Raw genomic sequence first — 13,233 nt, 5'->3', positions numbered from 1 at the left:
GTTGCCACTTCTTGCTGTAGCTTCGCATTCTGGCCCCGACTTACATCTTCCATCGGCTCGGGGCAACACTGATCAATTGGCGCCGAAAAGAATTATGCAACAAGATCAACCCTTGCGCCAGGCCCAGGCCATGGCCGCCAGGATCAGCAGACCCCAGGGCATGGTTACCACAGACAGCCAGAGCAAGCCCAGGGCGATGAACACCCCGGCCCAATTCATCGGGAAGCCTCCAGTTCTTGACGCACGGTGTTGCGTATTTCCTTGGGTGCCGTTTTCGCGATCCGCTCTGATTTTGTTTCGTTCATCTTTTTGACTCGTTGCGCAACCTGCCCGAACTTGATGCGTATCGGGCTCTCCGGATTGACTCGATTCCACTCGGCCAAATCATCCCGCGCGGCCCGCACCTTGGCTTGATCCTTCTCAAACAGGCCCAGTGCCCACCGGTTGGCAATCTCGGATTCGGTGACTCGATTCAAGCCAATCATGCGCTGCACTTCAAAACTTGCATCTTGCGAGCGCTTCACGTCATTGGGTTGGAAGCCGATGGCCTTTGCCAGCGCGTCATATCCGTCCGTGTCCAGGACTTTACCGCCTTTTGCGTCGCGGTACATGCCCATGTTGGCCATATCGAACGCCTGCGCCAGGTTCTGCACTGCCTTGGGTGCAATCGACTTCACCGCGCCGCCAGCATCGCCCGTGATCAACTTGCCGGCCGCATCGAAGCCGCGCTTGATCAGGTCGCCACCCGGTCCCGCGAATTCGGCCACATCGCGGGTGTGGTCAACCTTCTTGGTGAACAGGCCAGTACCGGGGATCAGGTTGCCCAGGCCCATGCGTCCGGACACGTCAATCGGCACGCCGGGCAGGCCCGACACACCACGCTCCAGGAACTGCGCGCCGCCTTCGCCAAACAGGCCGGCAAAGAACTCTTGCCGCTTGGATTTGCTGTCGAAGTTGTAGCCCATGGATTGCATGGCGCCGCTGATGAGGTCGTCCAGATCGTCGGCGCCAGGCATACCCCCGGAACCGGACAGCAGGAACAGCACACCCAGCGCCAGCAATGCCGCTTTCTTGCCTTCGGGCCCGTTCTTGGCCATGCGGGACAGCATTTCGACGTAGCTGATCGAGTATTGCTTGAAGGTGAACAGGACGCCACCAAATGCACCCCGGGCCCAGTCCGGCTTGTTGCCCTTGTTGTAGATGCCCTGCGTTTCAGAGATGGCCCGGCGCGCAAAGCTGTCCGGATCAGCCATGCCTTGCGCCACGGCGGTGCGGTAGGCGGCAATGAAGGTCACGCGCCGGTTGAACTGCTCGGCCCATGAGAATGGTTTGCCCCAGGCCAGGGTGATGCGTGACAGCAGGTTATTGGCGGTGGCCATGGCATTGCCCGCCGTGGTGCCGTCGCCAGATTGCAGCGCCCCGCGCCCTTGCGCCTGTTGCATGAGTTGGTGCACCTCCTGCGGTGACACGGTGCCGTCTTCCTCGGCCCGGCGCAAAGCAGTATCCAGCTGCGCATTGCCGGTCTTGGGCTTGTTGGCATCCTTCACGGCCGCCGTCATCTGCTTGGCCGCCGTGGTCACACCGCTGAACTGCGCCAGCCATGGAAAGGTCATCGTCAGCGGCTGGGTCATGTTGACCATGGCGGAAGCGATGGAGCCGCCGATGTACTGCGCGAACAGCAGGCCCCGGAAGGCTTGCGCCTCTTCCTGCGGGTTTTTGATGTAGTCGACCAGCTTGGCCGCGGCATCCTGCAGCTCGCCCTGGTTCTTGAAGGCGTCCTTGTCGGTGGCGGCCTTGGTCATTTCACCCATGTGCAGGCTGCTGGCCGTCTGGCGCGCGTTCGAGTAAACAAACCCGGCCAGCACCCGGCCAGCGTCTTCATTGAAACCGGCAATGCCCTTGCGCTGGATCAGGCGCTTCATGGCGCTGCGGCTGGATTTTGCCAGCTTCAGGTAAGTCTGGAATGCCTCGTTGGCCGCGCCGTCGCCGGTGGCCTCCAGGCCCAGCATGTCGCCAAACAGTTCCAGCGTCTCAGGCGTCACGCCGGCGAACATCTTGTAAGCCTGTTCGGACACGGTGCCCTGGTTGATGGTGGCGCCCGGGTACTCGGCCTGCATCTGGCGGTTCATCTTGGCGGCGTCAAAGCGGTTCTCGAACATGCCGAAGTAGACGCGCTCGCCGTTGTGCACCACGTCCAGCGTGTACTGACCGAAGCGTGACAGCGGGGCGTAACCGCGCGCCATCAGGTCGGCCGCCTTGTCGCCCTTGGCAATCATCTTCTCGGCCGTGTCCAACAGCGCATCGCTGCGCGCCGGGTCGGCTTCAGCCAGCGAGGTTAGGTAGTCGCGCAGGGTTTCAGCGGCATCGGTCACACTCTTTGACGCCAGCACGACATCACGGATGGGCGCGACATCATCCCCGCCGAAGCGCAGCATGTCGGCCACGGCCAGATTGGTCAGGCTCTTGTCGGTAGCGGCGCGGAACTCGCGGTACAGCGGGATCTGCTTGTCGCTCAGGTTGAACAGGCTCTTGAGCTCGGCATTGGTCCAGACCACGCCGGCCACATCATCGCCACGGGCTTTGACTGGTTTCCCGTCGGCATCGCGGGCCCAGGTCAGCGTGCCCTCGAAAATTGGCGCGCTGATGGCTTTGGTGTCGGCTGGCGACAGTGGCGACTTGCCGATGTCCTTCCAGCTTTCCAGCTTGGGCAGGATGTTGGGGGCCAGGTCGGCGGCTTCGGTGGCGAAAAACGACACGTCGTTGATGAAGTTCTGCACCGAATCAAACACGCGCTTGAACGGGGCGCTGCGCTGGGCCAGGTTGTACTGCGTGCCCACGGTCTTGTGCCACCAGTTCAGCTTGCCGGGCACGGAGTTGATCAGGTCGCCCACCAGGTAGCCAGCTGGCAACTTGACGTCGCGCACGTTGTTCGCGGCGGCGTTCAGCGTGTCGGTCATGCTGCGGCTGAATACCGGTTGAGTGGTAGTTCTTCCACGCGGCGTGCTTGGCGCTGGGGTATTGCCGCCACGCTCCACAAAGCGGCGTGCCGGCAGGATGAACTGCTGCACAATGTCGGCGTCCGTCATCTGCATCGACTGGAAGCCGGGCACGTTTGCGCGCAGCCAGTTGCGAATGGCGGCGATGGCGCGCTTCACAAAGCCCAGGTTCGGCGTGTTCTGCGCCATTTCGGCCAGCACCTCCTCGGCCGCCGTCATGCGGTCCAGATTGCTGACGCTGCGCAGGCCGTATTCCTTGATCTTGGCGTCCACCAGGGCGCGCCGGAAGGTCACGATCTGTTGCAGGATGGGTTTCAGTGCGCCGCCGAAGTGGCCGCGCAATCCGAAGTGCCCCAGTGTTTCATGAAACAGCACGCGCGCCACGTCGTTGGCCGTGTTGAGCTGCGAGGACATCAGGTACACCTTGCCGGCGTAGTAAAAGCCCTCGGGCGTGCCGGCCGCGCCACCGCTGCGCTGCTTCAGGTCTTCCTGGCGTACTCGCTCGGGGATCAGGTCGTCTTGCATGTCGAAGGCGACGATGATCTCAGGGGCATTGGCCCACCCGGATTTGATGGCGTCAACGATCTTCGAGACGGATTGCGTCGCCTGGGCTTGGGCGCCGCGGCTGAAGACGGGGCGCTTGCGGGAGAGGGCGGGCGCATCCGGCGCGTCACCTTTGGGGAAATCGCGCTCGCGCACAAAGAAGCCCAGGCCTTTTTTCTCAAAGGTCGAGGGTCCGTATTGCAGCGCCTCGGTCTTGGACGCCGCCCAGACGCCGCGCAATACCTTGCCGGCATTGGTGGTGTAGGTTGCCACCGGGTACGACTTGTCACCCAGGGTGATGTTGTCGCCGACTTCGGCCTTGGGTGCGGTCTGTTTCGGAGTCTTGGCGGGTTTCTCGGCTTTGGCTGGTTCTTCAGCAACCACGGCGTCTACCTTGGGACGGGCCGGGAAATCCATGTTTTCCAGTCGGTCGAACAGTTCATTGATGTCGGTGATGTCGCTCAGGTCGCGGTCGCGCTGCATGCCATTGGCGTCGGTCTTCTCGATCACCACAATGCGGGTCGCCACGGCCGTACCAGCACGCTCGAATGTGACTTGTGGCAGCTTGATGGTAGCCACCAGTTGCAGGCCAGCGGATGGGCTGTAGCTTTCGGTGCGCTTGCCGGTGGGCTCAATCTTGATGATTCGGCCGACAGTCGAGGCGTAGCCCTTGGTATCGCTCATGAGTGCGTCGTGGGTTTTTGAATAGGACCCAACGACAAACGTTCTCTCACCTCGGTCATCGCTTGAAGTAACAGTGTCTCCCTTGAAGATTGGGCCGTGATCGGCGCTTGTCGCCAGCATCTTGCTGGGCTTCTCGCTGGTTTCAAAAAACCACTGGTCAAACTTCTTATCGGCCGCCGGCCCGGTTGGCAGCAGCGCCACGATGCGGCCACCGTCGCGCAAGTGGGTGGCGGCCTTGGCGATGTGGTCCACCGCGGTGCGGCCAGCCGTGCCGAAGGGCGGGTTCATGACAATGCCGTCGTACTTGTTGACGATCGCATGCTCTTCAAAGGTGCCGTCAATGACTCGGTCCTCGGCCACGTTCATGACCATGGCCAGCCGCGAGCGCAGCGCCAGACTGGGCTCGATCACCGTCTTGCTGGTCTTTTCCGGCAGCCAGCGCGCAATCGCACCGTGCCCGCCGCTGGGCTCCAGCAGATCCTCGCCGCTGCGTGCGTCCAGCCACTGCACCATTTTCAGGCCCAAAGGCTCGGGCGTGGCGAAGTAGTCGGCACCTTCCTGCGCCTTGGTGCGGCTGTTTTTCTTCTGCGTCGCCCAGTAGTGGGTCTTGGCCCGGTCATATTCCGTGACCGCATTGTTGGCGGCCTTGTCGCGCTCCTTGCCGCCTTTGCCCTCGTCGTCGTGGCCCGGGGGGTAGGCGTCTGATTCCTCGAACGACTGGATGAACGAGTCTTTCAGCGCGCGTGCCATCTCGCCCATACCCAGGTTCTCGGCGGTACTCGCGCGGCTGGCAATGGTGGATGCAAAGGTCCAGCGCTCCCAGTTGGTGCCGGTGTTCAGATAACGCATGATGGCGTCGGAGGCCTGGCCGGTGCGGTAGATCCGGCCTTCCTGCTGAATCGCCAGTGTCGGCGCCGTCGGCTGGCCCAGGTTGATCAGCACGCGCTGGTGCTTGCCGGTGGTGTCGTGCCCGCTCCAGCCCTTGTTTTTGGCGGACTGCACCAGCATGACTTGCGGCCCGGTGCCATCATCCTGAAACGACTTGTAGCGCGCCAGCAAATTGGCCTTCTTCTGGTCGCCATTGATCAGCAGCACCTCGGGGATTTCGCGGCTGAACACATCAATCGGGGAGGGCATGCTGCCCAGCGGCGCATTCACTAGGTCGCTGAACTTGTCATTGAATGCACTCACCGCGGCGCTGAATGATTTGGCCGTGGCCACGTTGGCGGCGTCTGCCTTGGCCGGGGTTCCGGGCGCCACGCGGAACGGGTTGAAGCCGCCGCCCTTCTTGTAGTCGTGGAACACAACCACCTTGCGGCCCATGGCCATGTGCTGCTTCACGATCGGGATCACTTCAGTCGCCTTGATGGCTTCCAGAAGGTAGCGTTTTTCCAGGTACTTGAACTTGTCGTTGATGACGTCGCTCAACATGGCGAAACCACCGTCGCCCTTGGCGGCTGCCAGGCGCTGCTCGGTCAGCCAGGCCAGCGCCTCATCAATCCGGTTGCCGATGGCGGAATCCACCAGCACAAAGCGCCGGTCATAGTCGGGCACCACATCCAGCATGCGCCCGGACAGCGCGCCGGCCTTCTTGAGTTCGCCGTTCCACTGGCGCTGCAGCATGCCGCTGTCGATCTTGGCGTCAGGCTGCGTCAGCTTGTTGTAGCGCATCGTGTAGCCAAAGCGCGTCTGAAAATAATACTCGCGCGGATCCGGCAGGTTGTATTTCAGCCCGGCCTCGTTGGCGTCGTAGGGATAGCCGTCGGTGTACTCGAACAGGTAGCCATTGGCCCAGTCGATGGTTTTTTCGTAGGCGAATGGCGTGGCGGACAGTGCCAGCAGGCGCGGGCGGGCGGCGCCTTGCTTGGCGGCCACCTCGGACTTCATGGCGTCCATCGACTCGCGCAGCTCGGCGTTGAGTTTGACCTCCTCGGCGTGCAGTTTGGCGTTTTCCGAACCCAGCGAGCGCACCATCACGTCCATGGTGTCTTGGTTGTTGATGATGGCGTTGTTGGCGCTGATCTGGTTTCGCAACTCTGTGCTGCGGGTGATCTTGTCCCGGTTCAGCATGTCGTGGCGGGCACCGGTGCCGTCCGGGTGATAGGTCAGGGCGCGCACGGCCTGCAGGTAGCCGGTTGGCTTGCCGTCGGCGGCCTGCATCAGGGAATGCGCCTCGTCGGCTACCACCAGATCCCACTGGCGCGTGGCCAGTTGGTCGTTCTCGCCCAGGTTGGCATAGGTCGTGATGACGATGCCGTTGCCGGCGTCCTTGGTGTCGGCCAGCTTGCTGATGTTCAGGCCCAGCAACTTGCCGGACTCCATCCAGTCGGAGGCGATCTTGTCGTCTGGCGCGGCAATCAGGATGTTGTTTTTGCCCTGCAGCGCATGGCGCTTGATGGCGCCCAGGCCGGTGAAGGTCTTGCCGGTGCCGGTTCCATTGGTGAACAGCATGCCGTAGCCCTTGGGCTCGGCAAAGCGCTGCTCGGTCATCAGCACATCGTCTTGCTGGCCGGGGAGCAACTGCGGCAGGGTGGCGCGGATGCTGTCGATGTCGCCCAACATGACCTGCGCCCGGTCGGCGCGGGCGCGCTCGATGCCGGCTTTTAACCCTGGAGTGCGCTGGTCAGCAGCTGCTGCAACTTGGCCTGCTGAGATGGATTCAGGCGGTACTCCGCTGATGCCAGAATCACCGCCTGGTTCACTGAAGTCAGCTCCGGTAACGATGTCCGCAAGCTCGGGCTCTGCGACTCCAGCACGTAGGCGCTGATTGCCTCGTTCTCCTGCAACAGGGGCGCTACCAAACGGTACGCCAGCACCGTCTTGTTGTCCGCCCCGGCTGCTTCCAGTGGTTCGTCCACCAGCTTCGGCAGTTGCCGGGTCAGTTCCTGCGGGTTCAGCCGGAACAGGGTTGCCCATGGCTGGCTCAGCGGCTGGCTCTTGGCGATTTCGTTCCACACGGCTGTTGGTACTTGCTGCATTTGATTCTCCGTTGCGCTCATTATCGGTCTGCGCAGTGTGTTGCTCAATCTCTGATTTGGCCTCGATGTCGATCACGGCGCGCTTGCTGTCGGCGCCGGTCTTGCCGCCAGCCATGGCGATGTAAGCGCCCTGCAGGTGGTCCAGTGTCAAGGCGTCGGCCGTCTCGGCACCCAGTGCGGCCTTGATCTGGTCGAGTGCGAACTTGGCCGCGTCCTTGAACTTGACATAACCCAGCCGGAACGCGGCATCCAGCACGCGCGTGAGCACCGGCAAAAGCTTCTGCTCCTGCTCGGGCATCATGTTCGACTTGAAGGGTGCATTGAAGATGCCGCCCAGGTCGGCCAAGGCGTTCATCAGGTCAGCTTTGGCGCGCAGTTCGTCGGCGCTCGGGGTTTTGGCGGGGGTGGCAGTGGTTTCCGTTTTGGAAACAGGTGGCGCGGCCGGTTCGTCAAACATACCGCCCTGGCCGCTCAGGTTCTGCTCGGCGTCACCGCCCAACACAAAGGTATCGGCGGCGGCCTCGGAGGCTTTGGCGATGTCCTTGCGCTCGCGGTCGCGCTTGTCGCTCAGGTCTTGAGCCTTGCGCTGTGCGGCTTCGGCCTTGGTGGCGCTGTCGGCGCGCTCCTGCTGCGCCAGCACCTCATCGCGGGTGGGGGCAGTTAAGCCTGCTTGTGCTCCCGCATCGCCTTGCTGGCCAGCATCTTGGCGGCTATTTCCATCGCTTGTTTCGATGGCTGACGCAAGGGCTGCGCGGGCGGCGTCGTAGTAGTCTTGCTCGGAGCCGTTTCGTGTGTCTTCATATGCTTGTTCCGTGATGTCGCTGGTGTCAATGCCAAGCGCACCGGCTTGAGCCAGCAGCGCATTCACTTCGAGTTTGATCGGGTCTTCGGCTGCATCATAGCCCGCCATCTCCGCGTCGTCTATGGTGAATCCAAGATCGGATGCGGAAATAAATGGGTCGAAGTCGTTGGCCTGTGCAGCCTCCTGCTCGGCTGCCAGGTAATCATCAAAGCGCGCTTCAATGTCGGCCTGCGCCGCCGTCTCGGTGCCGGTCGCTGTGTATTGCGGCTTGGTCAGACTGCGTTTGATGAGTGCCGCGGCGTCGTTGTGGCTGGAGCCTTCTGGCAGATAGCCTTCCTCGATCAGCCGGGCGGTGGCGCGCTCCATGCTCAGGCCTTGGTCCTTGCCGGCGAATAGAGTGCGATTGCCGATACGCGGATTGATGCCGATGTTCATGTCGGACTTGGTGCCGGCGTGCATTCCGCCCTCGGAGGCGATGAACGCATGCGCCGGGATCGACTCACCCTTTGGGCTGGTCTGCGGGTTGCCCAGGCGCTTGGCGGCCTTGACCTCGGCGGCCAGTTGCTTGTCGGTCTTGGGTGCCAGGGCGAAGCCTTTGCCCGACTTGACCACGCGCAGCATGGGCTGCAACTTCTTCGCTTCGGTAGCGGCGTCGCGGGTCTTAAAGGGCTTGCCACCCTCGGACAAGGGCTGGTTGTCTCGTCCGATGTGGTCGGCTACTTGTTGTCCGGCTGCTCGTTCTGGCGCTGGTTTTTTTTGCGTTGCTTCGATGGCTTGAGTGGCTTGAGGCTCATTGGTGTTTTCCTTGGTGGTTGCTATTGAATTGGTAGCTTGTTGCGCAATAGATTCGGTGGCGATGGCCTTTTTCTCTTGCGAGAGTGGAGTGTTCTTTGGGCCAGCCTTCACCCAGGTCTTGAACTCATCAAACGGCATGGGCGTCACAGCCTGCATGCCCTTCCAGCCCTTGGCATAGTTCGATTGGTAGGCGGCCTTGGCTGCCAGCATGCTGGGGAATCCCACCATGACTTTGTGTTCGTCAAACTTGCCGGTGTCCGGGTGGATTTGGTCGATCACAAACACCGGCCCGCTGTAATCCAGTGGGGTTTCTGGCTTCACAAACAGGTCCACATGGTCCTTGTCGTTTCCCATGGTCCCTTTGATGTAACCGTAGTGGTGCTTGATGGTGTTTTCCCAGGCCTTGCCGCCCTTGTCCTTGCCGCTGCGAATGGAGCCGGCCGGATTCTCGATCGCCAGGTCCAGGCCGTTGAGTTTGACGTGACCCTTGGGGTAATTGCCGGCGATCTTTTGCGCCTCGGTCGGCTGCGCCAGGTCGTTGTTCGGTGATGTGGCGGCCGAATGGGCTGCAGCATCAATACTTGCTACAGTTTCAATAGCTGACTGCGCAGGCGTGGCGATGGCTGCAGGCTGATTTTGTGCAATTTCTGCGGAGGCCTCTGCGGGCGCCTGAGTGGTAGAACTACCAGTCAGGCCGGCAACGGGGGCATTGTCGGCTGCTGGCATAGCGCCGGCCTTGGCATCTGCACGGCGTGCGACAAATCCGTTGGTCACTGGCGCAATGGTCCAGTCCTTTCCCTCCATGCGCGCGCGGCGCTGGGCAGCAAAGCGGGTGGGGTAGGGCTTGCCCAGACCGTTCAGGATGTCGCCATCCTGCGTGCCTGCGTACTTGGTTCCGCCATCGCCAACGCGCGCATTGCCGAACATAATCGCCTGTTTGTCCTCGGCCGACATCGCAGCTTCAGCAAGCGGGCCGTGCGTGATGGGCTTGTCCGACGTGTCCTGCTCGGCGTCCTGCTGCGCTTTCGCGGTCATGGCCTCGTCGTAAGCGGCCTGGTCGGCGGCATTGGCTTCGTTCAGCGCGATCTCTTGATGCGCGCCCGTGTCCACGGCGGTGACGGCGGCGGCCGACAGCGGGCCGGCGGCCGGGTCCAGGCCCATGGCCTCGGAGGGCTTGACGGGCGCGATGGCAGTTTCCGTGATGGGAATCCCCATATCGGCACTGGCCGCAGCTTCCGGGATGCTGGGTTGCGGTGCCAGTCCCATGATCTTGGCGCGCGCGGCGGGCTGCTGCTCGGGCGGCAGGCCATTGATGTAAGCGTCGGCCTCGGATTGCCGGGCTACCGTGCCATCAGCGAATGAAACATAGGGGTCTGGCGTGTTGCCGATTTGCAGAGCGGGGGCGGGTGGCACAACAGGCTTCGCTGGCGCGTGCTCCATGGCGCCAAACGCGGCACCAGGCCCAGCAGAGGCCAGCGCTTCCAAGGTGGCATTGCTGGCCACGTTGTCCCAAGTTCCAGCCTCGAAGCCTGCGCGCTGAGCGGCCACATTGGCGGCTAATTGCTCTTGCCCACCTTGCGCGGCCTCCAGTGGCATTTCTCCAGCCATACCCATGGCGGTACGGCCAACAAAGCCGCGCTCGGTCGTGTTGACCAGTGCGTCGGCCACGGGTTTGCGCAGTGCGCCCCGGGCCATGCCGCCAGCAATGCGACTCACGCCGGTCAGGGCATCGGCCGCACCCAGGGCGCCACCCAGTGCAATCTGGTCAGTGTTGGCGCCGGTGTACTCTTGCGCCTTGGTCGCTGCAGCGGTGGCGTCGGCCTCGTTCATGCCGCTCGCGAGGCTGCGCTTCTTGATGTCATCGAAGATCGCGCCCTTGGCGGTACCGGCGCCCATGGCCACGCCGATACCTGCGCCCACGGCAGCGGCAGGCGCTGCGCCACCGGTGAGTGCAGTACCCGCAATGATCGGAACGATGGAGCCAAGCCCTTGCACCGCAGTTTGCACAGGGGCAACAGCGAAGGCTTTTGCGCCGGCCTTGATGCCCTCCCAAGCCCCTTTGCCCTGCGCATCCGCCATCAGAGCCGACTGCGTTTGCTGGTCGGCTTTCGCCTCCTGGCTCAGGTAGTCATTGATGCCGGTGTTGACATCGGCCAAGGTGTTCGACACGGCATTGCCTGCGCCAGCTGCATCGGTAATGGCCTTGGTTGCGCCAATGGCGCCGCTGGCAAAGCCCAGTGCTTTGTCGGCAACACCCGTGCGAAGGGCTCCGCTTTTCTGTCCATCCAGTACACCGGTAAACGGCTTCAATTCTTGGGGTTCGTCCAGCTTGCCAGTGAAGGGTTTGAGATCTGCCACGTTAATCCTAGAAGTGTTGTTTGCCGTTCGCGTCCTCGTAAACGGGTTTTCCGTTCGAGGTGCCTACTTGTTTCACCATGCCGGGCGGGAGTGCCGGCTTGCCGCCTTGATCGAGCCTCCGAACCTCGCCGGTCTGCTCATTAACCCCAGCCAGAACGCCCTCGGTCTTGTTGCCCTGGGAGTCGGTTGAGCCCTGCAGCGCAATGGCTTTCCACTGCGCGGGCTTGTCCTTGCCGGTCATCACGCGCAGCTGCTCGGCAATGCCTGCCTTGTCCGCTGGTTTGGCGGCTTCATAGGCGGCCTGCAGCGCTTCAATGCGGCCGGCCGATCGGCTGTTGAACCCAGCTGCTGTTGCCTCGCGGCCATCTTTGGCGGCGGCGAGCTTCTGGTTTTCCTGCGCCAGTTGGTAGTTCGCCTTGGTGGCGCCGGCCTGGATGTCCTGGCCGCGCTGCTCGGTCTTGTTCCTGGCGTTGCTGTTCATGATCTGCAAAGCGCCCCGGTTGCCGGCCAGCGCCCGGCCTTCCAGCACCTTGTTCGCGGTGAAGTCGGCTTGCGCCTGCATGTTGGCTTCCTGCGCAGCCTTGCCGGCGTCGATTTCAGTCAGCTGCTTGCGGTCAGCAGCGAATCCGGCGCTGGTGTCCATGGAGCTGACCTGGCCACCGCCACGGATGGCGCCAGCAGGGCCGAAGCCGCGTGTCTGCCCGCCCGCGCGCGCCAAGTTCTCGGCCGCTTGGTTGTTTTGCGCGCTGATCACGCCGCCACGATTGCCGGGCAGATTGATGTCGCCCGACACATCGGCGCCGCTGTACGAGGTGACGCCGTTGGGCTGCACCGTCTTGTTGACCTGGCCGGGAGATGGCAGGGCGCCAGCGGGGGATGTCGCCGTTGCGGAGGCAGGCGATGCGGTTGACTGCGCGATGGCGGCGGGCGAGCCGGGGGTTGCGGGCGCAGCGGGGTTCGGCACTGCGCTGGCTGGGCTGGTGACTGCCGGGCTTGCTCCGCTTGACATATCCTGTCCGGTGAACAAGTTGCTGGCGAGGTTTCCGACAGGTCGCAGCGCGCCAGCGGCAACGCCTGCAGCATCAACAGCACCCGCGACACCGGTTGCCAAGTAGCCACGGGCAGCCCGGCCCATGGCGCCGCTGTAGTTGCCAGCATCCCATGCGCCAGAGACATCTTTTTTTACTTCATTGGCGACTTTTCTGGAATCCGCAAAAGCATCTGGTGCGACAGCCGGGGCAGCCCATGTACCCGTGGCGCCGCCCGTTTGCGCAGGCTGGGCGACAGGTGCCGCGCTGGGGAAGCCGACAACGCCCGTGATGCCTTGATCGGCGGCGCGGGTATCGCGGAGCATTGTGGCCGCGTCGGATTTGAACGGAAGCGCTCCAGCCGTGACGCTGGGCGCGAAGCCCCGTGGTGCAGCATCTGGCACGACCGGGGAAGCATTGCCGATGCGGTTGTTGACCGGCGCAACGGCGGGGGTGCCCATCAGTTGCTGCGGGCTGTTGGCAAAGGCTTGCGGCAGGGTGTCGCCGGGCAGTTGGGTGATGCCACCGGTTGCCGGGTTGGGCGGCAGGGCACCCAGCTTGACGGCACTGCCGTCCTTTTTCTTCAGTTCGTCAGTGGTAGCCATGGGAGCCCTCGGAAGTCCATCGTGTGATGGTGCCTTCGGGCGCCCCATGGCGCAAACCTTAGCGGACTCAGCTGGTTGTTGACTCGGCCACCAGTGTGTTCATCCCGGACATGGCAGCGGCGGCCATGGATGCAGATATCTGAGCACTCTGCGTACCCAGGTCGGCAATCGCCTTGCCATAGTCGCGCCGGCTGTTGATCTCGCCCAGCATGGCCTTCATCTGCAGCTCGGCGTTCGCAATGCCCACCATGGAGGTGGACTTGTAATACTCGTTTGTCACCTGGTAGCCGGCCACCGTCGCCTGTGCCTGCGCCTGGAACGCCACAATCACCTGGCGCTGGTTCTCAAGCTTCGTGCGGGCCACTTCACCGCGGGCCTGCACCATGGTCTGGTAACCGGACATGCTGGCCGAATACTGGCGGGCGCGGGCCTCGTTGGTCATGG

At 62.8% G+C, this 13,233-nt stretch carries 3 protein-coding genes; all 3 read right to left on the bottom strand.

Annotation, left to right across the window (positions count from 1 at the left end; translation table 11 throughout):
- Positions 1–215: 215 nt before the first annotated feature.
- Positions 216–11,156: a PLxRFG domain-containing protein gene (locus C5P05_RS09350; RefSeq protein WP_114969574.1), complete on the bottom strand. Its 10,941-nt coding sequence runs from the start codon at positions 11,154–11,156 to the stop codon at positions 216–218.
- 7 nt (positions 11,157–11,163) lie between these two features.
- Complete coding sequence (locus tag C5P05_RS09345) at positions 11,164–12,789, bottom strand: hypothetical protein (protein WP_114969573.1); 1,626 nt, start codon at positions 12,787–12,789, stop codon at positions 11,164–11,166.
- Positions 12,790–12,856: 67 nt separating this feature from the next.
- Positions 12,857–13,233: hypothetical protein (locus C5P05_RS09340; RefSeq protein ID WP_157979273.1), on the bottom strand; the 377-nt coding region annotated here is incomplete at its 5' end.

The sequence above is a fragment of the Rhodoferax ferrireducens genome (genome assembly GCF_003347515.1).
Taxonomy (GTDB): Bacteria; Pseudomonadota; Gammaproteobacteria; order Burkholderiales; family Burkholderiaceae_C; genus Rhodoferax.
This window is presented reverse-complemented; position numbering and strand designations above follow the sequence as displayed.

What these genes read in the sequence shown, in the direction of transcription:
- C5P05_RS09345 (WP_114969573.1), bottom strand. Translation starts at nt 12,789, where the DNA reads ATGGCTACCACTGACGAACTGAAGAAAAAGGACGGCAGTGCCGTCAAG.